This is a genomic window from Pseudolactococcus yaeyamensis, from assembly GCF_054658615.1.
Window position 1 is genome coordinate 1 of record NZ_BAAGGP010000046.1, and the last position, 22,436, is coordinate 22,436.

Below are 22,436 nucleotides of genomic sequence, written 5' to 3' on the forward strand. Positions count from 1 at the left end.
GAAGAAATCAAATACGCTAACACGCTTTTTGAAGTTTTAAAATGTCCTGTTATTAATGTTGATAATCGCTCTATTGAAGAAATTGCTATGTTAATTCAAGAGAAGAGATAGATTGTTTTGTCAATATAAAAAAATCATCAGAAAATCAAGGTTTCTAAAACACATTTCTGATGATTTTTCTATATTAAAAATGATTTAAAGTTCAAAATTGTTGCTATACTTTTTCACATTTTAAGATAAGTTATTCTTCAAGATAATTTTGATAATAAATATTTATACTACTTACTACGAGAATCATACTTTGATTCAACCACTCTCTAATTGTATTTTTCTCCTGAGACGATTTGGTAGGATGATAAAATTTTATCCTGAATTTTTTCGTTCGTTTTCTGTTTCTACTGTAAAATCAACGTTTATAGAGAATAAATGATATATTTTTAGCATCCATTATTTGTGGCTCTACCTAAATAATTTTATTAGATTCTTGAGCATTATAAAGAAGGAATTTTCTTGAAATTTAAAAATGTCAATTAGAGTTAATTTTCAAATCAGGGTAGATCATCATGTTTGCCTGTTTGTAAGGCTAACATATAACCAAAATCATTCAATTCCCAATTTTTTTCTTCTCCACAATATAATCCCTTAATATCTCTTTCAGCGTAATGTGGGAATATCAGCTTGTTCAATTTCTGGTTCGTCATCATCAAGTTCATCTGAATCTGCTAAATCATCATAGGTAACACATTTCTCCTGATTAATCAGAAATCAAATACTTTAAAACCATTGTCAGCTTCAAAGACTGGTATATCAACCCCAACTGCTCTTACCATTTTTTCTTGTCCCCCCTCTGTTCGCCAATAGGATTGAGTTTTAATATCAGAACTACTTGAAGATTCTAGGACTTCTGGATAAAAGTATACTGTGATAAATACTCTTCGACTGTATCAGGGAGTTTTTTTGAACTAATTTTCAACCATTTATCAGATGAATTAGTAGGCTTATCATTAATTTTATTATTTTCGTCATCAATTTCAGGAACTTTTCCTAAATAGTAAGATCCTCGCCATTTTTTTATAGCAATTCCAATATAGTCAATACTGGGAATTTCTCCTAATACATCTTGCTCTTCTAAAACAAAATTGGGATTTTTCTCAGTTTCCTTATCATTTGTAGGTATTATAAAATAAAGACTTATAAATTCTGTTTGAGCAAAATTTTCTTTCTTTTTCTCATATTTTCCAAATTGGACATTAGCAGAATTAGGTGGAAAATTTTTATCTTCTTTACTAGTTTCTACTAATAAAAAATGTTCATTATCAACAAATTTTATATAATCAGTATAGCTACCAGAAATAACATAAGTTTCTCCTATTTCTATTCTCTTTATTTTTGTTGAATCGTTAATTTCTGTATGATTAATAATTAACCTAGGTAAAGTTAGACACATCCCTATTAATATAACGAAGAAAAGTATGGAATAGCATCTTTTTTACACCAAAATTGTCCGCTGTTAAAAACCATGCACTTTCTCAATCGTTTTTTTCTTTCGTCTTTTTCAAAATAGGATTGAGGTTTAACATCAGAACTGCTTGATGACTGTGAATTCCGTTCAGTTAAATCATATTGGCTTAAATACTCTTCGATAGTATCAGGAAGTTTAATCTTAGAACGATACAACATGCAATCACGAAAAGTATATCCATCACTTGTTACTGCACCGTATTTCTCATCTTTTAAGCCTAGGTCAACCGTATTACCAGAACTAATATAATTAGTATTTTCTATTCCACCGTTATAACCTTTACTACCTTTTTTAACATCTTCTGTATAATTAAAAGAAGCGACAGAAACTTGCTCTATCTTAAAACTATAAACATCATCAGTCTTTTCATACGTTCCTGTAGCTATTCTTATACTTTTATCATTATAACGTAAATGCTCTTCACTAACACCTTCTTCATAGTCCGCATAATTCTCCATTGAAGTATGTGCATGGTCATAAATATAAATGAATCTTTTTTCATCAATTAACTTATAAAACCTCAATACAGTGCCGCCATAATCAGGCATTAAAATATAAGTTTCTCCAATTTCAATCTCTTTTACGGGTATAAAATCGCCTTCTACTTGAGACTTTGGCTCAATCACGCCATAGTTTTCATTCTCTTTTTCCATTATCTTACTATCTTTCGTTTTAAACATTTTTTGATTGCTAACAAATTTTATACTGACACCAATCATAACTATAAGAATTATTGATGTCAATAAAATAAGGGGATATTTTTTATATTTACTCATTTTAATTTCCAAACACCACCTTGTTTTTCTACATATTTATTCCATGGACTTTTAGAATCATCATCATCATACGCATCATATCCACGACCATCACCACTTTTCGATTCAGCTCTTACATTACTTTCCAAGTTTAAGGTATCAGTAATGCTCGCAATATTAGCTGTTATGATGACATTCTCCACCTTTATTCGCTCAATGTCTTCTCTGATTTTATCCTCATCCAATTTATCACTGCCAGACAAGGTTTCCAATGCTTCATTATCGCTAATCGCCGATTCATTAGCACAAATCAAGCCCTGAATAACGCTTCGATGCGCACCCATATGACTTTTTAAGCCACGCCAAGCTTTACCGTCTAATTCCGATTCGTTTTCAAAATTACCAATTTTAGGTAAGATACTCTCTAAACTGTCATTTTGCACCTTTAGCGATTCAATCGTCATCTTAGCTTGCGTCTTGACAGATGCCGGTTCAATTATCGTTCCCAATGTTTGTCTCCTTATTTAACACTTAACACTGTAAACAAATCAGAGTTTTTTTGTCAAAATATTGTGAATACGTCTACCTGTTTCATTCAAAAAATGATTACTTTTACCCTGTCAAATAAGTAAACCCTTAAAACTGGAATTGTTTTGAGGGTTTCTTACGATTCATTTTAAACAATGACTAGCTTCAACTCTTTCCCATATTTGTTAAAGTAATTTTTACTTTTTGATGATAAGCCATTGTCTGTGTAAATACTGTCTACCTCATCAAGCTTGAATTCTGATACCATGCCTTGTGTCTCAAATTTACTAGAGTCTGTCAAAACAATGAGTTCCTTAGCCGATTGTACAAGCATCCGACAAGTATCACGCCTCGCAAAATCATTACAGGTAAAGCCATGTTTATCGTCAAAGCCATCAATACCGATAAAAAATTTGTCAACATAAAAATTCTTAGCAACTTCTCCGACCATTGGACCAACATTGACCTGTGAATCTTTTTGGTACTCACCACCTAAAAGAATTACTTTTACGGTGTCTGATTTGCGGATATATTGGGCAACAAAACAAGAATTCGTAATAATCGTCACATCGTTTCGATTGAAGGCTAACTCCTCTGCAAGGAGGACACAAGTTGACCCCGACTCAATCATAATCGTCTCACCATCTTTAACACTCTCTGCTGCTTTGAGCGCTATCTTTCGTTTCAAATCATAATTTTTAGACAAGCGAAAATTGATATCGTCTTCATTATTGATGACCGCAAAACCATGTTGACGTACTAAAATGCCTCGTTCTTCGAGCTTATCTAAGTCCTTTCTAATCGTGACTCTTGAAACATTTAGCTCCTGAGCTAACTGATTCACTTCAACCTTCTTTTTCTCACTCACAATCGTGATAATGTCAGCCATTCTAGTCATTTATTTTTCTTCATCCTTTTGTTTTACTTTCGTTCGAATCTCCTATACCTACAATATAGCATATTTTTCATGTAGATACAAAACATCTTTTCTTTTGTGTTGCACAAATGTGCATTTTATAAAAAAATGTCACAGCCTACTTGTAAGCGTTTTCGTAAAATGATATTATTTTCTTAAGAAACAATATTTGTTTCATTTGAAAATTATTTTGTTTTCAAATGCTAGTTTTTATTATTTTTAAAGACTTTGAGCGGATTTAGTTCGCGAATGACCTCGCTCGGACGAAGCGACAGCGTAGGTCAAGTTTCAAGATTTCATAAAATGAAATCACAGAAAGGAGAAGAAGATGGAAATCATTCAGGCAGATCAAATTATTATGGGGTTAATTATCCATGCGGGCGATGCCAAATCACATATTTATTTGGCTTTAGACCATGCCAAAAAAGGCAATCCGGTCGCTAGTGAAGAGGAGGTGCAATTAGCAGAAACTGCTTTAAACGAAGCCCACAATATCCAAAGTTCTTGGTTAGCACAGGAAGCACGTGGCGAAGGGACTGGATTAAGTGCTTTATTCGTCCATGCGCAAGATCATTTGATGACGACAATCACCGAAATCAATTTGATTAAGGAAGTCATCGAAACTAGACAAGAACTCAATGAGCTCAGAAAACTAATAAAATAAATTCAATTTAAGGGAGATTTTATCATGATTAAAGTAAGACTATTTTGTGCAGCTGGTTTTTCAACTGGTATGTTGGTCAATAATATTAAAGCTGCTGCTGAAAAACGTGGTGTCGCATTGGACATTGAAGCCTGTGCTCAAAATGCCATTGAAAAAGAAATTAGTGGTATTGATGTGGCTTTGTTAGGCCCCCAAGTTGGCTATACGTTAGCCAAATCAAAAGCAATTTGTGATGCACAAGGCGTTAAGATTGATGTGATTCCAATGGCTGATTATGGCATGTTGGACGGTGAAAGAGTATTAGACTTGGCCTTAAGCTTAGTAGCAAACTAATGAAGACTTTTGTGACACATTTTCAATCATTGTACCAGCAGTGATTGATTTGACTAACTTTAAAATAATGAGGATATATCATGGCTAAAAAATTTGACACATCAAAAATTATTGGACCGATTATGCGTTTCGTCAATATGAAAGGCGTTATTGCGCTTAAAGATGGCATGCTTGCCATTCTGCCACTAACCGTTATCGGTAGTGTTTTCCTAATCATCGGACAAATTCCATCAGAAGCGATTAACACAGCCATTGTGGGGGTTTTTGGCAAAAATTGGACTGAGCCTTTTATGCAAGTTCACGCTGGTACTTTTGCGATTATGGGCTTAATTGCTTGTTTTTCAATCGGTTATGCCTATGCCAAAAACGAAAGCATTGAACCCTTGCCATCAGGCGTCCTATCTGTCGCTGCTTTTTTCATCACACTTCGTTCAAGCTTCACAACACCTGACGGGGAAACCGTTGATGCCCTCGCCAGAGTCTGGTTTGGTGGGCAAGGGATTGTCGGTGCCATTATTATTGGATTAAGCGTTGGTGCGATTTATGCTTTCTTTATTAAAAATAATATTGTCATCAAAATGCCCAAACAAGTCCCAGATGCGATTTCTAAACAATTTGCAGCCATGATTCCTGCTTTTGTCATCTTTTTATTGTCGATGATTGTCTATATCGTAGCAAAAGCTGCATCTGGTGGCACTTTCATCGAATGGATTTACAGCGTGATCCAAGTGCCCCTTCAAGGTTTATCGGATACCCTACCGGGTGTGATTGGCATCGCCTTCTTCATCTCATTTCTCTGGTGGTTTGGAGTGCATGGTCAGTCTGTCGTCAATGGTATCGTCACTTCTATCTTGACTGCTAATGCCATTGAGAACAGCAATTTGCTAATCAAACACGGCGAGTTGACTTCTGAAAAAGGGGCGCATATCGTGACCCAGCAATTCTTGGATAGCTTTCTCGTTTTATCTGGTTCAGGTATTACCTTTGGTTTGGTGATTGCCATGCTCTTTGCAGCAAAATCGCAGCAATATAAGGCATTAGGAAAAGTGGCAGCCTTCCCGACAATTTTTAATGTCAATGAACCGGTCACTTTCGGTTTCCCAATTGTCATGAATCCTTTGATGTTTGTCCCATTTATCTTAGTTCCCATTTTATCAGCTATCGTCGTTTATGGGTCAATCGCCATTGGTTTCATGTCACCCTTCTCAGGCGTGATGTTACCGTGGAGTACACCACTCTTAATCTCTGGCTTAATGGTTGGCGGCATCAAAGGTTTGATTGTTCAGCTTCTCATCCTTGTCATCTCAACTGTGCTTTACTTCCCATTCTTCAAAATGCAAGATAATATCGCTTACCAGAAAGAACAAGCGTCAGAGGCTTAAAATTTGGGCGCATTAAAAGGCTTAAGGTTGCCATCTTAAGCCTTTTTTGCTATTCTAAACCGTCACCTAAAGCACGCATCCCATTCATTTCAAATAGTGCCTTAAGCTCAGAAATTTCTGATTCAATCAAAGTTGGGACATCTTTCATCTCATATCTCCAACCCAAGTCATCGTATTTACTACTGCCATACTGATGAAATGGCAGTAAATGGACTTCTTTAATCTGAAAACGCTTTAAATAAGTCATGATTACTAACAGATTTTCTGGATTTGCCGTAAAGTTGGGGATTAAGGGAATGCGTGGTGTGACTTTAATTTCGGGATATTTCAGGAGCAGCTCAAAATTTTCTTTGACTGTCTCGACATCTATGCCAATCACTCGTTTAGCAGGTTCTGCTGCCATTATTTTGAAATCAAATAGGACTTGACTTAAATAAGGGACTAAACTTTCTAATTGATTTTGGGCGAAACACCCCGTTGTTTCAATTGCCGTTTCAATACCGAGTTCAGATAATGCTTGTAATAATGCCTTAGCAAATGGTGCTTGCATCAACACTTCTCCGCCTGAAAGGGTGACACCACCGCCAGATGTTCTAAAAAAGATTTCGTCTTTCAAAACTTCTGTGACCACTTCATCAACGGTCATCCAATTGCCAATCACCTCACACTTGCCATTTTTCGTCCAAGTTGTTGGTGTAACTGCTTGACGTGACTCAGGATTTGAGCACCAAGGACAAGTCAAGGGACAGCCTTTGAAGAAGACAAGTGTGCGAATACCACTACCATCGTGTATCGAATAACGTTGAATATTGAAGATTAAACCTTTTAAACTATCACAAGACATGTTCCACCCTCGCAATAATATCATCTTGGATTTGCTTATTCAGATCAACGAAAAAGGCACTGTATCCTGCGACGCGCACCAATAACCCCGAATATTTTTCAGGATGTTTTTGCGCTTCAAGCAAGGTTGCTTTTGACTGGACATTAAACTGTACATGCTGAATTTTCAATTTTGTAAAGGCCATCAAAAAGTCTGCAAATTTATTTAAGCCTTGTTGCCCTTTTAAGGTATTCGGTTGAAACTTGATATTCAGTAGACTGCCATTGACCGTCAAATAATTGTCAAGTTTGCTAACAGATTTAAGGACGGCTGTTGGTCCTAAACGATCACGCCCAACCATTGGTGAGAGACCGCCGTCGGCTAATTGCTCCTGTGCCTTTCGTCCGTCTGGTGTCGCACCAACTGCCTCCCCTAGAGGAATATGTGCTGACACAGTATAGGCACCGGGAATAAATTGACCGCCACGAACATTTTGATAGTGAGATAGGACTTTGGCATAATGGTGAAATAAAGTTGTCGCAATCTCGTCAATCTCATCATTATCATTACCAAATTTATCAAAATCTTGAATCACGTGTGCCTGCAAACTAGCGTACTGACCTGTATAATTGCTTGCCATCGCATCCACTAGTTCCGAAAAGCTTAACTCCTGATTTTCAAATACTAATTGCTTAACAACATAGAGTGAATCACTTAAATTCGCTTCGCCAATCCCTTGTACTCCTGAAAAGTTATATCGCGCACCACCTTCTGTCACATCTTGACCATTTTTCAAGCAATCCTGAATCAAAACTGATAAAAATGGTGTTGGCGCATAATGTTTATGCCCCAAATCAACAATATCTGAACCTCGCACTACCAAGTCAACATAATAAGAAATACGATTTTTAATATCTGTCAATAATTCTTCATAAGTTACCTCTGATTGATCACGTAACGCATACATGGATAGCTCCATTATCCGCAGCAGATTGAACAAGGCGATGTCATGCAAGCCGTAAGTCCGACCTGGAATACTTGTTTCCACACAGCCAACTGTTGCATAATCACGCGCATCATCAAGCGATACACCTTTACTCAAAAAGGCAGGCACACAGACTTCATCATTAAATAATTGGGGAATGCCTGTCCCTAGTCGAATTGTCTCACAGGTTTTCAGCAAAAATTTTCGAGGAATAAGTTCATTCATTCGGACTGATAAATTCGGCTGAGGCAATAATATTTCATGGTAGATGTCTAACATGAGTTCCGAAAGTGCATTAACACTAGCATGACCATACTCGTCTAGACCACCTAAGACAACCGTATAACCTGTCGGAAAACCTGCGAAACATTTGGCACTACTCTCACTTCTCAGCAAGACCACATCATTCGTTTTCACATAAAAATCGCCTAATACTTCATACAGAAATTCTGCAGACTCGCCATCTTTTAAAGATTTTTCATAGAATGGATACAAATACTGATCCATTCGACCTAGAGATAGGGAAGAAGCATTTGATTCATATTGCCCAACAATGCTAGTCATCCATAATAATTGGAGTGCTTCATAGAAAGTTGACGGTTTTTCAAAACTCAGCTTTTGACACAATTCTCCTATTTGTAATAGTTCATCTCGTCGTGTGACAGCTTGTTCTTTTTCAGCCAAATCATGGGCTAAATCTGCATAACGCAGAAAATGGGCTTGCATCCCTTTGAAAATAATCAATCCTGCTTCAAAAAAGGCATTGTTAGGCTCATCAGTTGTCTTTTTTGATAATAACTCTATATAGTAACCAACACCATGCGCCAAAATACTCGGAAAGTCCATGATGATATGACCTTGTCCTTTATCGGTTTGATTGAGTTTAAAGACCTCGTCTTTTAGCGCTTGATTAATGTCATCTGTCAATTGACTGGTGATAAAATCTTTCATCGAAATGCTAGACCAATAAGGATAGAGTGCCTCATGATAGATTTTCTTGTCAGCTTCAGTAAATTCAAACTGATCTTGCGGCCGCGACTCAATGGTGTCAATCTCTTTCATAATCCAATATGGATCCATCTCAGGTGATAAAATACCAGAACGTGGGCGAATCGTCCGATTACCAACCAATAACTCACCTTCACGAATGCTAATTTTGACATGTTCTAAAATATGAGCGGTTGCCTTAGCTCGACGGATAATCGTAGGCTGTCCTTCCGTTTCTTTGTAACTCTCAGTATATAACAAGGCACGTTCTAAGGAAATCTGACGTTTAGCTTTAAATTGATTGTCTTTCATCAACTTAATTCTTGGACTGGGCTGGGTGACCATCATAGTTTTTTCCTCTTTCTTGATTTTATACAGTCATTTTAGCATATTATTTCCTGAAAATCAAAGTTTTTCTTGGAATTGATGTTTTATTGACATTATGTTACAATGAATCCAAGTAATTAATTCTATTTTTGGGAATTTAGAAGAACTTTGAAAGGACATCTCACAACATGAAAGCTTATGAAATTCAAAATCGCCGAAATAGAATCACTAATTTATTACTAGAAAACAAAAAGGTAAAAGTTGTTGATTTAGTTGAAAAATTTCAAGTTTCAGACGAAACAATTCGTCAAGACTTAGCCTACTTAGAAAATCAAGGGATTCTCAAAAAAATTTATGGTGGTGCTGAACTTCTTGAGCAAAGGCAACTAGAACCGGTTATTGACCGAACACCGATTGACCATCCTGAAAAGCAAGCCATTGTTCATGTTGCGAGTCAGTTTATCCCTAATCATGCTGTAACAATTGGACTAGATCAGGGCAGTACCGTTGCCATGCTTGCTAACCACCTCAAAAGCTATCAGAATAAAATGATTTTCACAGGATCCCTCGCTGCAATTCTAGAACTCGTTAAAAGCGGGAATGAGCTTTATTGTTTTGGTGGCAAATATTCCTATGCTGATATGTCTTTTCAAAATGATACCTCCGATGAACTCTATCCTGATATCAAGTTAGATCTCTGTTTTTTAGGCTCAAGTGGCGTGCTCAATCGTCATGGTTTTTGTACAAGTAGCTTTAACGATGCGATGATTAAACGAAAATTGCTTGACAAAAGTACACAAAAAATTGTTTTATTAGATGCTAGTAAATTCAAAACTTCTTCATTGATTGAAGTCGCTCCTTGGTCTGCTGTTGATTTGGTTATCACTAATAAAGGAATTCCTGTAGATATTCAGATGAGTATTGAAGCACAAACGAAATTGATTTTGGTGTAACCTTTACAAATAAATCCCACTCACACAGAATAAATCTTGTGTGATTTTTTATTCCTTGTAACCCGTTAAATTCTCTTTTGCACATTTGTGCATTTCGATAATTTTTATCACTTTTTAGGTACTTTATAAAAGGTGATATTTAAAGGATTTCATACCTTCCTTATATTTTTTTATCTAAAAAACAAGGAAAGCGCTTTCTCAACGTGGTATAGTGTTCTTGTAGAATAAAAATAAAGGTGGTGAAAAAGAATGACACTCATAACAACAAATCTCATTAATTTGGATCTTATAGGAAATTCTAAAGAAGCGATTATACTGGAATTGGCTAAATTAATTGATGCTGAAGGACGACTGAGTCACTTTGATCAATATCTTCAAAGTGTTTTAGACCGTGAAGCCTTGACAACAACTGGTATTGGCTTTGGCATTGCCATTCCACATGGTAAAACAAAAGCTGTCACAAAAACAACAGTTGCCTTTGGTCGGACAAGAAAAGCAATTGACTGGGAATCTTTAGACGGCACACCTGCGCAGATTATTTTCCTATTAGCTGTCCCAGAGGCAAGCAAAGGGGATGAACATCTACGGATTATTGCGAGCTTGTCACGTAAATTGATTCACGAGGATTTCCGAAAAAAATTGGAAGACTCAAAAGATGAAGCAGAAATTGTTGCATTGATTAGCGATGTTTTAACCTAATTCATGCCAAGAAATAATTAAATTTGCACTCAAAATGATTGGAGAAATTATTATGAAATTAGTTGCTGTTACTGCCTGTCCTTCAGGTGTTGCCCACACTTACCTAGCTGCTGAAAGTTTAGCCGTTGCTGCTGAAAAACAAGGTGTTGAAATCCATGTCGAAACACAGGGTTCCATTGGGATTGAAGATGAATTAAAAGCAGCGGATATTGCGGCTGCGGATGCAGTTGTCTTGACCAATAATATCGGCATCAAAAATGAAGAACGTTTTAAAGGAAAACCTGTCATTCGATTAAGTGCTGGAGATTGCATCAATAAATCTGATGCCTTAATCACAAAATTGAAAGCAAAATTTGACTAATCTTCATCTACATTTTTATTGAAAACAAAGATAAAATGTGATAAATATAGAAATAGAGGAAATAAAAAATGAGTGAATTAGGACAACTACTCAAGGATTCAAAAAAACATTTAATGACTGGTGTCTCATACATGATACCATTTGTTGTTGCAGGTGGTATATTGTTGGCTGTCAGTGTCTTGCTTTCAGGAAATGCGGCAGTGCCATCTAAAGGTATTTTAGCCGATATCGCTAATATCGGAATTGTTGGCTTAGGACTAATGGTACCAATTCTTTCAGGATTTATTGCTTTTTCTATGGCGGATCGGCCGGGGATTGCTCCCGGTGTTATCGGCGGGATGATTGCGAGTAACATTGGAGCTGGCTTTATTGGTGGGATTATTGCTGGGATTATTGCTGGGATTGTCGTTCATTATTTGAAAAAAATTAAGCTACCTGATAGCCTACGGTCATTGCTCCCAATTTTCATTATCCCCTTGCTTGGCACCTTGATTGTTGGGGGAATTATGTACTGGGTCATCGGACAGCCGATTGCTTCATTAATGACAGCCCTCACAGGTTGGCTTGAAGGCTTTGGGACTGGTAATATGGCCGTACTTGGTCTCGTTTTGGGTGCAATGATCGCCTTTGATATGGGCGGTCCTGTCAATAAAGTGGCTTATGGTTTTGGGAGTGCCATGGTCGGCACAATTGATCCCGTGACTGGGGTGCCAAGTGATACTGCACTCACCATTATGGCAGGAATCGGTGTCGCTATCTGTATCCCTCCTATTGCTATGGGGGTAGCAACTTTAATCGCACCTAAGAAATTCACGGCGGAGGAAAGAGATTCTGGTAAAGCTGCTATCGTCATGGGCGCTGTTGGAATTACTGAAGGTGCTATTCCTTTTGCAGCCTCTGATCCTGTCAGAGTGATTCCGGCCAATATCATCGGCGGTGCTATTGGCGCTTCTCTTGCTATGGTACTTGGAACGGGTAATCCTGCGCCGTGGGGTGGTTGGATTGTTGCTCCTGTTGCTAATAACGCACTCATGTATATCGTGGCATCACTCATCGGAATCGCGGTTACTTCAGGTATTGTTTTTGTCTTAAAGAAACCTATTCCTGAAGTTGAAGTTGTCGTTGATAATGATGTTGATGATGATTTCGAATTTGATATTGAATTTTTGTAAGATACTTAAGTTAATAATAATTTAAAAATAGCCTACCCAACACTGCTTTAAGCAAGAATTGGATAGGTTATTTTTGATGTCTTATCTAACAAGACATCAAAATCAGCATCGTTATAATTTATTTACCTGAAACATTTGTCTAGTGTTAAGAAGGCATCAATTTTTTCTCCTCTAGCGCGACAATATTTGTCTTCAAAGTTTCTGCAGATTGTTGATAAGCGGCTAATTCTGCATCGTTTAAATCAATTTCAATAATTTGACTAATACCTTGACGGTTTAAGATAGCAGGTGCACCAATATAAACGCCCTCAACACCATACTCACCAGTTAAATAGGCTGAAATGGGGAGAATTCGATTGTTTTCACTTAGAATTGCTTCCGTAATCATGACCAGACACGAGGCAATACCATATGATGTATTGCCCTTATCAGCAAAAATATCAACACCTATTTTTCTAACATAATCTGCCAATTCTTCGAAAAGTTGGTGGTGAGAGTCAAGGGAGGAATATTTTTCTAGCCAAGTCAAAATCGGTATGCTGCCAATCGTCAAATGAGACCAGTTTATAAATCCTGAGTTGCCATGTTCTCCAAGTATAAAACCTTTAATATCGTTAGGATTGACATTCAACTTATCTGCAATTAATTCATGTAATCGGGCTGTATCCAGTAGTGTGCCAGTGCCAATGACTTGACCAGTTGGCAAACCAGAAACACGTTGGACTACTTGGGTCAAGGCATCAACTGGATTGCTCACCACAAGTATCACACCAGCAAAACCATTCACCATGATTTCAGTCGTGATTGAGGTCATCATCCACACATTCTGCTGAAGAAGCCCTAACCGGTCTTTATCCTCGCCAAATTTTGCTTGGGGTGCATTTGCCGTAATCACTACAAGATCAGCATCTCGGACATCGCTATAATTTGCAATGTAAACTCGCTTACCACAGAATTTAGTAAAAGGTAGTGTATGATTTAAGTCTTCAATATCTGCCGACACTTTCTTTTGGTTGAGATCAATGATGCCAATCGAAGCAGAAACGTTTTCACGTAATAGCGTATAAGCAAAGGTTGACCCAACAGCGCCATCACCAATGATGATAATTTTATCTTCTTTATTTTTAGACTTTTTCATGACCTCTCCCATTGATCATAAATCTCTTTCATTCGATTTAAAACTTCCTGTAACATACTTTTTGTAATCGCAAGATTTAATCGAACAAAGCCTTCACCATCTTGCACAAAGTAACTTCCGGGTACTGTGGTCAACCGTGCCTGTGTGAAGAATGCTGTCATGTCTACTTCATCGCTGAAAAGTTCCGAAACATCTAACCAAGCCAAAAAAGAAGAATCTGCTTTCATTACCTTTATCTTTGGCATATTTTTTTCGATAAAATCATAGAACATTTCGAAATTCCTTTGCATGTATAGGGTCAACTCATCTAGCCACTGTTCCCCATGCTGATAGGCTGCAATCACTGCTGGCACAGCAAAAACATGAGGAGAGGTAATCGCATTTTTAGTGAGTTGTTGGTAGAGCGTTTCTCTAATTTTCTCATTTGGAATCGCAACATAGGAGACCTTCAGACCGCCTAGATTAAAAGCTTTATTGGATGATAAACATAGGATACATTTCTGCGCAATATCAGTGTGAGCGTTGAAAATACTTGAAAAATTTTCCCGTTCAAACAAAATGTCTCGATGAATTTCATCACAAACAAGCAAGACATCATATTTTAAGCAAAGTTCTGCTACTTTTCCCAATTCTACTTTCGACCACACACGACCTGATGGGTTTTGCGGACTGCAAAAGATGAAAATTTTGACAGCTTTTATCTTCATTTGACGCTCAATATCTTCAAAGTCTAAGTCATAGCGATTGTCTTTGAGAATTAATGGGCTACAACAGAGTTGGCGATTATTATTTTCGATAGCTTCAGCAAAGGGTGCATAAGCTGGTGTATTAATCAAAACACTTTCATTTTCCTCTGTAAAAGCTTGAACGATATAATGCAGCGTCGAAACAGTGCCAAAAGTCAGCCGAATCCAATCTTTTTCCAACTCAAGGTTAAATCGGCGTTTATTCCAAGCAATCACTGCCTCATAAAAATCATCAGTTACTGATGTATAGCTATACTCGCCCATTTCTGCACGCGCAATCATCGCTTCTTTTATCTCTGGCAGACATTCAAAATCAATATCTGCCAAATCTAAAGGAATGGCATCTTCTCCTAGATGGAATTTTTCCTTAATCATTTTCGGACTCCATTTTCGGCAATTTGTCTGTCTCCGATCTCTTACTTTATCAAAATCATACATATTCTTATCCTTCTAATACTAGCAACTTTTTACTAGACTTGTTGAGTGGTATTTCCACATTATCAATCAGTACCACATCATCCTCAATTCGGACACCACCTAAGATCAGCGCATAAATCCTCAGTTCACAACTCATGACCATATGATTATCAAGAATCATCTTGCCTGTTGGATTCAAAATCGACAAATCGCCGCCGCGACCAATACCATGTCCTAAGCCATGGAAGAAATACTCACCATAACCTGACTGCTCAATGATTGCATCTTCAATTCATCATATTCACCAATAGCAAGTGCTGAACTTTCAACTGACATTGTGTGATATTTTTATCTCGCAAAATTGACACAAGACCAGCAATATAGCTTCCTTTGGGTACAACATTTATCTGGAAGCCAGAGGTCGTCTCAATCGCCTCACCCTCATAACGACCATCTAAAATCATCCATGCCGCATCCTGTAAAATTAATAAATAGACAAACCGCATAAAACCAACGTCTTCAAAAACGAATTTCATGCGGTTCTTCTATTTTTGAGAATTTTGTCTCAGCCTCCGCTCCTTCTAAATCAAATTGTCCAAAGCATTTCGAACAGTTGTGACTTTTGTTCCAATGACAACTTGGACACTTGTGTCATCCAAATGAACGACACCTAATGCACCTAAAGCTTTTAGCTTATCATCTTCAACAACACTCCCATCGTTCAAAATCAAACGAAGACGTGTCAAACAGTTATCTAAAGTGATGATATTTTCTTTACCACCAAGTGCCGCTAAAATTTTCTCTGCATCGAAACCTGAGGTATTTCCTGTATGAGCCAATTCTTGGTCTGAATACTCTAGTTCTGAAATTTCTTCACGTCCCGGTGTTTTCAAGTTTTTCCAAAGAATCATTTTTTTGAATGTAAAGTAGTATGCCGCAAACCAGAAGGCACCAACAACGGGAATCAAAAACCATCTTGTATAAGATCCTTGCATGACACCAAAGATAAGGAAATCAAGGATACCACCATCTGTATTCCCGATTTTGACACCTAAAAGACTGACAACCATTGCACCAAGTCCTGTCATGATAACGTGGAAAATCCAGAGGAAGGGACTGATGAAAAGAAAGAGAAATTCGATGGGTTCTGTAATACCTGTCACGAAAGTTGCAATAACACCAGATATCAAGAGACCTTTCACCTTAGCACGTTTTTCTGGTTTTGCTGTCCGATACATGGCTAGAGCTACTGCTGGCAGACCAAACATAAACGTCGGCATCTTCCCTTGTGATAAGAAAGCTGTCGCTGCACCTGAAATTGGCAAACGGTTAGAAAGCTCCGCATAGAAAATGTTTAAGGCGCCGAATACTTCATGTCCATCAACAAGCGCTGAGCCACCAGCCTGAGTGAAACGGATGGTTGCCACCAAAATATGATGCAAGCCAAATGGTAAAAGTAAACGCTCGCCAGAGAAGAAGAGGAAAGGACCAAAAATACCAGCATGTTGAATTAGTTTGCCGATTTCTTGTATCAAAAATGCAAACAGAGGCCAAATCGCAGGAATAAGCAAGCCAACTAAAGACATCACTAAAGCAGTGATGATTGGCACAAATCTTGAACCACCGAAGAAGGCAAAACTATCTGAAAGTTGAATGTTATAGAATTTCTTATGAAGATTATAAACGATAATACCAGTAATAATACCGCCAAGAACACCCATTTCAATCGTTTGAACGCCCAAGGCCATGCCTTGTCCTGCTTTTTTCAGCAATTCTGCATCCGCTAATTGACCACATTCTGTTAAAAAGAAATTAACAGAGAGGTTCATGACCATATAACCCACAAACCCTGAAAAAGCAGCAACGCCTTTTTCTTTCCTAGCTAATCCTAGAGGAATTGCCATCGCAAACATGATAGGAAGATTACTGAATGCAAAGCCACCTATAGCAGAGAAAAAGCGGAAAATAATTTGAAGCACACCATTTCCTAAAAAGGGAAAGGCATCAATCGTTGACTGACTGGAAAACGAACTTCCTAGACCTAACATCAAGCCCATGAAGGCCATCAAAGCAACTGGGAGCATGAAAGTTTTCCCAAGTTCTTGGAAGAAACCGCCTAACGCAAATTTTTTCTTCTTGTTAGGTTGAGGCGTTGCCACTTGACTTGTATCTCCTTTAGCAATAGCTCGACCTATCGGTGTACCACCTGTTACTTTTCCTGAGTCAATTTGAAGACTTGCCAATTTTTCTGCTGTATTTGTAATCACCACAATAACCGTTTTTTCAAGTCCTGCTTCTTCTACTGCTTGCCAGTTCACACGCCCAATAACTTGACCTGCTTTCACAGTATCTGCTTCTTTAATATCAAATGCAAAAACAGATTCATCAAGTCTCACTGTGTCAATACCGATATGAAGTAAAACTTCTAAGTCATCTACTGTACTAAATCCTGCAGCATGACCTTGAACTACACTTACTGTACCAGAAACTGGCGCATAAATCGTTTCTCCTGTAGGTTCGACAGCATATCCGTCCCCCAGTGTTTTTTCAGAGAAAATCGGATCTTTTACGCTTTCTAACTTCAGTATTTCTCCATTGAAAGGCGCATAAAGGTTCTTTTGGTCAGTCATCATTTAGCCTACTCTCTTTTTATTTGTAACTTAATACTAGCATAAAATAAAGCGCTTTCATTTTTTCTGCTAAAAAAACACTTCTACAAAGAAAAGTATCATTTTAAATGTGTAAAATTCCACGAAACGCTTCGTATAAGGACTGTAAAATTAAAAGTAGAGGAATTTTATCCGTTATATCGTAACCATTGACTGTTTCATATTGCGTCAAACAATAAAGCGAAATATCCGACAACTGTTCTAAGCTATTTTCATTCAAATTGGTAAGGCTAATCACCTTATGATTTCTTTCTTTTGCTAACTCCGCCAACTCTAATACCGAAATGGTTTCTCCTGACAAAGAAACAAAAAAGAAAATCTCATTTGAAGCATTAAGTATCTTTTTTTTCATCTCTTGTTGATACTCAAAAAATTGAAACTTATCATCTAAAGCAAAAAAGTTTTTGACATACATTTTTGTAAAAAGTCCTGTTTGATCTAGGGCATAGAAATTGACTACCTTGGCTCTTTGCATCAACCGTACGACTTTCAATTCTCGATCCTTATCAATCAAATCAAAGTTTTTTAAAAGAACATCCTTATGAAGATTTGTAGATTTTGGTGTCTCAAGTTCTTGCTTAAGATTAACCTTAAACTCAGAAAAATTATCATAACCTAGTTTTTTACAAAAGCGCGTAATTGTATTCGGTACCGTGTAAAAATCATGTGATAATTTAACAATCTTGGCTTGACTGACTTCTTCTTTATTCTCTGAAATATATGCCGCTAAATCTTCTTCTAGCTCCGTCAGTCTATTCTCTTTATTTTTGACACGTTCCTGAAAATTCAACATGCTTCACCTCCTCTTTATCCCTTAATGATTTTTATTTATCTTTTCTTACATTTTAGCATACCTTTACCGATTTCAAAATAAGTCTAATATTGAACTTAACCCAAGGTACTAGTTGAATTTTATATCAAGTAAAAACATCCCCAAAGCGTTAAACTTGTAGTTGAAAAATACGCAAGATAGGAAAACGTCAAGAAGATACAAGATTATCCTATCACACTCTTTCAAGAAATGCACAAACGACTGAGTTTACTCCATAAAAAATTGATAAATTCTACAATATCAAGCCTCTTATCTCTTCTTTTAAGAATAAAAATAGCCTATCCAACACTGCTTTATACAAGAGTGGATAGGCTATTTTTTCTGTTTTATCTAATTAGACAGTCAATGCCCGCAGCAGTAAAAACTTGTTGATACTCAATCAAGTCCTCACTGTGTAATTGTTTGACATCTTTTAATTGGTAGGGACGGTCTAAATAGTCATATTTTTTCTCGCCAAATTGGTGGAAAGGGAGAACTTCGATTGCTGTCACGCCAAGGTCATTAAACAATTGGGCAAAGGCTTGCGCATCTTCTAAACTGTCATTAAATTCAGGGATAACTGGAATCCTCACAGTTAGATTAGGATGTGTCTCGACTGCAATTTTTAAATTTTCAAGAATCAGCTCGTTGCCAACTGCAATGCCTGTTTTGTGTTTTTGCGTATCATAATGTTTAATATCCAAATAGAGATTATCCACCCATGCGATAAAGGACTTGAAAACTTCTGGCTTGGCATATCCTGTCGTTTCACATGCTGTATGAATGCCTTTAGCTTTTAAAGTTTTCAGCAATTCTGTCGCAAAACTGGCTTGAAAAAGGGGTTCTCCTCCAGATACTGTCACACCGCCATCAGATTCCAAATAAAAAGGTTCATCCTTCATAACCTCTGTCATAATCTCATCAATGGTTTTATATTCCCCGACAATTTCTGGGCGCTTGGTTAGATTATCATACATTTCCTCTGGTAGACCTGACTGTGATTCAGGATTAGAACACCAGAAACAACGCAGAGGGCAACCTTTAAAAAAAACCACACTTCTAATACCCGGTCCATCGTGAAGACTAAAATGTTGAATATTAAAAATACAGGCTTGATCTTTCATCATGTTTTCTCCCTAATTCAGTTTGCAGTTTAATGCTTATCTGTTTCTTCATCATAAGTATACCACTATTTCATACGTAAGTAAATACATATCGTATGAAACCAAAAATGCTTCCGTCAAAAAAACAGAAACATTTTTAGTTGTCACAAATCAAAAATCTTACCCGGATTCAAAATATTCTCTGGGTCAAAAGCACGCTTAATCGCCTTCATAGCCACCAACTCACTGGTTCCGATATATTTCTGAAAATAAGGCTTTTTCAACAACCCGATACCATGTTCCGCAGAAGGCTTGCCACCTACTTTCGCCACATAGGCATAGAGATCATCCAGATAGGCTTCAAGTTTTTCCGTCCATTCCTCATCTGTCAAATCGTTTTTGATAATGTTGGCATGGATATTACCGTCGCCTGCATGACCGAAAAAGATAGCGGACAAATTCGCTTCTATTGCCATTTGCTTCAGCGCAATAATCGTCGGTGCGATTTGGTTAACGGGAACAACCACATCCAGCGGTTCTTGGATACTTTCAAGTTCAACTGAGGAGGCGATTGCCCCCCGAAGTTGCCAGACAGTATTACGTGTCTGCTCATCCGTCAAAATCAGAGTCTCGTCACTTAGACTTGCTAAATAGTCTAGCTCATTTTCTAGTTGCTGCTCAGCATTGCCATCCAAGGTAATGAGTAGAAATGCTTGACCAGATAAATCAGGGAAATTTAGCTGTAATGCGCGCTCAGAATAAGCCATGCTGTCTCGCTCGAAAAATTCTAAGGCGGCAGGCACAAGACCTGATGCTAGAATTTCAAAAACTTTAGGCGATAACTGCGTTAAACTTTCAAAGCCCAACAAAATATCTCGACTGAATTTCGGTTTGGGCTGAATTTTCAAATCAAGCTCAGTAATGACACCTAGCGTGCCTTCGCTGCCAATAAAAATATCTTTAAGGTCATAGCCTGAGCTATCTTTTCGGTTGATAGAACCAACTTGAAGTTTGCGACTATCAGCCAATATCACGCGCATGGCTCGAATATTATCTCGGGTGACACCATATTTGACAGCCCGCATGCCACCTGCATTGGTCGCTGCGTTACCACCAATACTGGCTTCTTTACTGCCGGGGTCAGGCGCATAAAAGTAGGGGGTCTCTGCCAGAAATTCTGAAATTGCTGCAATCGTCACGCCCGCCTCAACAGTTAAGGTCATTGTTTCAGTATCTAATTTAAGGATACGATTCATTTTTTCAAGACTCATTAAAACCTGGTTATTGTCAGGGAAGGTCGCACCTGAAAGCCCCGTATGCCCACCAATTGTGATCAATTTCTGATGATTTTTTCTGACTGCTTGCATCAACTCAACTACCTCATCTTGTGATGTTGGAAAATAAATCGCAGTCGCTTGACCAATTTCTCCAGTCACACGGTTAGTCAAATAATTTTCTGAAATCTCCATCAAATATCCTCTTTCTCAAGTAGCCCAACAATTTCTGTTAAACTTTTTACCGTGTAATCTGGTTGTGCTACTTCACTTTGAGAGGCATCTTTGCGATTGATCCAGACGGATTTCATGCCAACTGCGTTAGCGCCTAAAATATCGGTAAATAACTGGTCACCTACCATGAGACTTGTCGATTTATCCGCTTGTGCACGATATAAAGCAAAATTAAAAAGTTCTGGTGCTGGTTTTCCCTGACCAAAATCTCCTGAAATGATGATTTTTTTAAAGTATTTTCGAAGTCTCGGTGCCTTCTCCAGTTTCAGTTGTTGTAAAGAAGGCGCACCATTGGTCAAAAGGACTAATTGATAGCGTTCATATAAGGCTTCTAAAGCGGTATAGGTATCTTCATAAGGCACTGAATTTTCAATTCTGATAACGGCAAACATCAAACTAATGAGTTTGGCCAATCGATTATCTGAAATGCCAACATCTGCCAATGCCATGGTCCAAACTTGCTGACGATAGGTTTTGACTACCGCAACTAACTCAGGAAATCTTAATGTGCCATCCGTAAATTCACCCCATAAGGCTTCAAAGGGACTAATCCCAATTTGTACTGTAAAATCATAGATGGCATAGGTGTCAAAAAGTGTCACTGCTCGATTTTTAAGGGCTAGCTCAAATTCTTGCGCCTTGACCCTTGGGTATTTACTGACCAAAAAAGCAGTCGTCCGATCAATCGCTAATTGAACCGCCTGCTCATCTGACAATAAAGTGTCATCTAAATCGAAAAAAATTGTTTTAACCGTCATCTTCCCTCCAATAACTTATCACTTGATTTCAAAGCTCTATAACATCACGCACACTACCGTCGACATCAACAAAATAGCGTTTCATATTCCCTAAATCATAATAAACATCAACCCAATTATTTTCTAAAAACGGGAGTGGATTACGGCGTAGGGGCTGACTTTTGAAAATGTAGTCTGTGCCATTGATTTTAGCTGTACAAGCTAGTTTTAACAGTCTACGATTATTAACACTAAGCGATGTCGCTTGAAAATCAATAATTTCAGCATTAACTTTCACGCCTTGTTCTTTTAAGCTCTGATTTTTATTTTTTTGCTGCTTAGCATACCCGATAAAAGACAAGCCTATTAATAATAAAATGAAACCAATCCCGCCAAAACCAGCCAGAAAAATCAAGCGAAAACCCTGAATTTCCGAAACATTTTCCGTATAAACCCCATTAATATTAACACCAGCCATTGGAATAAGTTGCATCATCGTCGCTACAATCACAAAAACACCCCCAATTAGCATAGGAATCAAACCAATCCACCAAGTTTTAAAAGTGAAACTTTTTTTCTTCATACCATCCCTTTTCTCAAATAAAATAACCCCATCAGTTACCAATGAGATTATTATATCATAAACTTGTCTTTTTATCAGAAGCCACCCAAACCAATCTCCCGAGTTTGACAGTTAAAACTAAAAAATACACCCCCAAAAGCTATTATATCAAGGGATATGATAGTTTTTTGCAACTCCATACTTGTTGTATACGGTTGGTTTTGATATAATATAAATATGGCATTTGTAAAAGTAACTAAAAATCGTGAAGGCACACAATACGTGACAATCGTTGAAGGTTATCGTGACGGCGATAAAGTCAGACATCGGACAATTGA

At 37.6% G+C, this 22,436-nt stretch carries 24 protein-coding genes; 8 read left to right on the forward strand and 16 right to left on the reverse strand.

Annotated features, from left to right (window positions below):
* Positions 1–6 precede the first annotated feature (6 nt).
* Positions 7–111, forward strand: a complete 105-nt coding sequence (locus tag ACYQ21_RS09525) for a kinase/pyrophosphorylase (RefSeq protein ID WP_460058005.1) — start codon at positions 7–9, stop codon at positions 109–111.
* 784 nt (positions 112–895) lie between these two features.
* On the opposite strand, the gene ACYQ21_RS09530 is transcribed toward ACYQ21_RS09525, so the two are convergent.
* The 4 genes from ACYQ21_RS09530 to ACYQ21_RS09545 form a co-directional block, all read right to left on the reverse strand.
* A complete protein-coding gene (locus tag ACYQ21_RS09530; RefSeq protein ID WP_460057962.1) occupies positions 896–1,447 on the reverse strand; it encodes a hypothetical protein in 552 nt (183 codons plus the stop codon).
* A 5-nt stretch (positions 1,448–1,452) separates the two neighbouring features.
* Positions 1,453–2,298 (reverse strand): hypothetical protein, encoded by an 846-nt coding sequence (locus ACYQ21_RS09535; RefSeq protein ID WP_460057965.1) that lies wholly within the window; start codon positions 2,296–2,298, stop codon positions 1,453–1,455.
* Entirely contained in the window at positions 2,295–2,786 is a 492-nt protein-coding gene (locus tag ACYQ21_RS09540) for a hypothetical protein (protein WP_460057967.1), read from the reverse strand. Before ACYQ21_RS09540 ends, ACYQ21_RS09535 begins: the two co-directional genes overlap by 4 nt.
* A 167-nt stretch (positions 2,787–2,953) precedes the next feature.
* Positions 2,954–3,703: a DeoR/GlpR family DNA-binding transcription regulator gene (locus tag ACYQ21_RS09545; RefSeq protein ID WP_460057969.1), complete on the reverse strand. Its 750-nt coding sequence runs from the start codon at positions 3,701–3,703 to the stop codon at positions 2,954–2,956.
* Positions 3,704–4,049: 346 nt separating this feature from the next.
* Here ACYQ21_RS09545 and ACYQ21_RS09550 point away from each other — a divergent pair, with 346 nt between their 5' ends.
* The 3 genes from ACYQ21_RS09550 (at position 4,050) to ACYQ21_RS09560 (ending at position 6,100) form a co-directional block, all read left to right on the forward strand.
* Positions 4,050–4,385, forward strand: coding sequence for a PTS lactose/cellobiose transporter subunit IIA (locus tag ACYQ21_RS09550; protein WP_460057971.1), 336 nt, complete (start codon positions 4,050–4,052; stop codon positions 4,383–4,385).
* Between the two features lie 24 nt (positions 4,386–4,409).
* Complete coding sequence (locus ACYQ21_RS09555) at positions 4,410–4,718, forward strand: PTS sugar transporter subunit IIB (RefSeq protein WP_460057973.1); 309 nt, start codon at positions 4,410–4,412, stop codon at positions 4,716–4,718.
* 80 nt (positions 4,719–4,798) lie between these two features.
* Positions 4,799–6,100: a PTS sugar transporter subunit IIC gene (locus ACYQ21_RS09560; protein WP_460057975.1), complete on the forward strand. Its 1,302-nt coding sequence runs from the start codon at positions 4,799–4,801 to the stop codon at positions 6,098–6,100.
* Positions 6,101–6,149: 49 nt separating this feature from the next.
* On the opposite strand, the gene ACYQ21_RS09565 is transcribed toward ACYQ21_RS09560, so the two are convergent.
* Complete coding sequence (locus tag ACYQ21_RS09565) at positions 6,150–6,944, reverse strand: glycyl-radical enzyme activating protein (protein WP_460057977.1); 795 nt, start codon at positions 6,942–6,944, stop codon at positions 6,150–6,152.
* Positions 6,934–9,243, reverse strand: coding sequence for a formate C-acetyltransferase (locus tag ACYQ21_RS09570; protein ID WP_460057979.1), 2,310 nt, complete (start codon positions 9,241–9,243; stop codon positions 6,934–6,936). The genes ACYQ21_RS09565 and ACYQ21_RS09570 overlap by 11 nt, the downstream gene beginning before the upstream one ends.
* Before the next feature lie 167 nt (positions 9,244–9,410).
* Here ACYQ21_RS09570 and ACYQ21_RS09575 point away from each other — a divergent pair, with 167 nt between their 5' ends.
* The 4 genes from ACYQ21_RS09575 (at position 9,411) to ACYQ21_RS09590 (ending at position 12,407) form a co-directional block, all read left to right on the forward strand.
* On the forward strand, positions 9,411–10,175 hold the full coding sequence (locus tag ACYQ21_RS09575) for a DeoR/GlpR family DNA-binding transcription regulator (RefSeq protein WP_460057981.1): 765 nt from the start codon (positions 9,411–9,413) through the stop codon (positions 10,173–10,175).
* Between the two features lie 249 nt (positions 10,176–10,424).
* The gene (locus tag ACYQ21_RS09580; RefSeq protein WP_460057983.1) at positions 10,425–10,874 is read left to right on the forward strand and encodes a PTS sugar transporter subunit IIA; all 450 of its coding nucleotides are present in this window, start codon (positions 10,425–10,427) and stop codon (positions 10,872–10,874) included.
* A gap of 52 nt (positions 10,875–10,926) precedes the next feature.
* Positions 10,927–11,235, forward strand: a complete 309-nt coding sequence (locus ACYQ21_RS09585; RefSeq protein WP_460057985.1) for a PTS fructose-like transporter subunit IIB — start codon at positions 10,927–10,929, stop codon at positions 11,233–11,235.
* 68 nt (positions 11,236–11,303) lie between these two features.
* Positions 11,304–12,407 carry a PTS fructose transporter subunit EIIC gene (locus ACYQ21_RS09590; protein WP_460057987.1) on the forward strand — a complete coding sequence of 368 codons (1,104 nt, stop codon included), beginning with the start codon at positions 11,304–11,306 and terminating at the stop codon, positions 12,405–12,407.
* A gap of 145 nt (positions 12,408–12,552) precedes the next feature.
* On the opposite strand, the gene ACYQ21_RS09595 is transcribed toward ACYQ21_RS09590, so the two are convergent.
* From ACYQ21_RS09595 to ACYQ21_RS09640, 10 genes are all read right to left on the reverse strand, one after another.
* The gene (locus tag ACYQ21_RS09595; protein ID WP_460057989.1) at positions 12,553–13,545 is read right to left on the reverse strand and encodes an L-lactate dehydrogenase; all 993 of its coding nucleotides are present in this window, start codon (positions 13,543–13,545) and stop codon (positions 12,553–12,555) included.
* On the reverse strand, positions 13,542–14,729 hold the full coding sequence (locus ACYQ21_RS09600) for a MalY/PatB family protein (RefSeq protein WP_460057991.1): 1,188 nt from the start codon (positions 14,727–14,729) through the stop codon (positions 13,542–13,544). The genes ACYQ21_RS09595 and ACYQ21_RS09600 overlap by 4 nt, the downstream gene beginning before the upstream one ends.
* Before the next feature lie 4 nt (positions 14,730–14,733).
* Positions 14,734–15,000, reverse strand: coding sequence for a M24 family metallopeptidase (locus tag ACYQ21_RS09605; protein ID WP_460058008.1), 267 nt, complete (start codon positions 14,998–15,000; stop codon positions 14,734–14,736).
* Entirely contained in the window at positions 14,996–15,244 is a 249-nt protein-coding gene (locus ACYQ21_RS09610; RefSeq protein WP_460057993.1) for a hypothetical protein, read from the reverse strand. The genes ACYQ21_RS09605 and ACYQ21_RS09610 overlap by 5 nt, the downstream gene beginning before the upstream one ends.
* A 45-nt stretch (positions 15,245–15,289) precedes the next feature.
* Positions 15,290–17,338: a maltose/glucose-specific PTS transporter subunit IIBC gene (gene malX / locus ACYQ21_RS09615; protein WP_460058010.1), complete on the reverse strand. Its 2,049-nt coding sequence runs from the start codon at positions 17,336–17,338 to the stop codon at positions 15,290–15,292.
* Positions 17,339–17,441: 103 nt separating this feature from the next.
* On the reverse strand, positions 17,442–18,170 hold the full coding sequence (locus tag ACYQ21_RS09620) for a MurR/RpiR family transcriptional regulator (RefSeq protein ID WP_460057995.1): 729 nt from the start codon (positions 18,168–18,170) through the stop codon (positions 17,442–17,444).
* A 365-nt stretch (positions 18,171–18,535) separates the two neighbouring features.
* Entirely contained in the window at positions 18,536–19,312 is a 777-nt protein-coding gene (locus ACYQ21_RS09625; protein WP_460058012.1) for a glycyl-radical enzyme activating protein, read from the reverse strand.
* A gap of 143 nt (positions 19,313–19,455) precedes the next feature.
* Positions 19,456–20,760 carry an FAD-binding oxidoreductase gene (locus ACYQ21_RS09630; protein ID WP_460057997.1) on the reverse strand — a complete coding sequence of 435 codons (1,305 nt, stop codon included), beginning with the start codon at positions 20,758–20,760 and terminating at the stop codon, positions 19,456–19,458.
* The gene (locus tag ACYQ21_RS09635; protein WP_460058000.1) at positions 20,760–21,557 is read right to left on the reverse strand and encodes an HAD family hydrolase; all 798 of its coding nucleotides are present in this window, start codon (positions 21,555–21,557) and stop codon (positions 20,760–20,762) included. The genes ACYQ21_RS09630 and ACYQ21_RS09635 overlap by 1 nt, the downstream gene beginning before the upstream one ends.
* 28 nt (positions 21,558–21,585) lie before the next feature.
* Entirely contained in the window at positions 21,586–22,161 is a 576-nt protein-coding gene (locus tag ACYQ21_RS09640) for a hypothetical protein (protein ID WP_460058002.1), read from the reverse strand.
* Positions 22,162–22,436 lie beyond the last annotated feature (275 nt).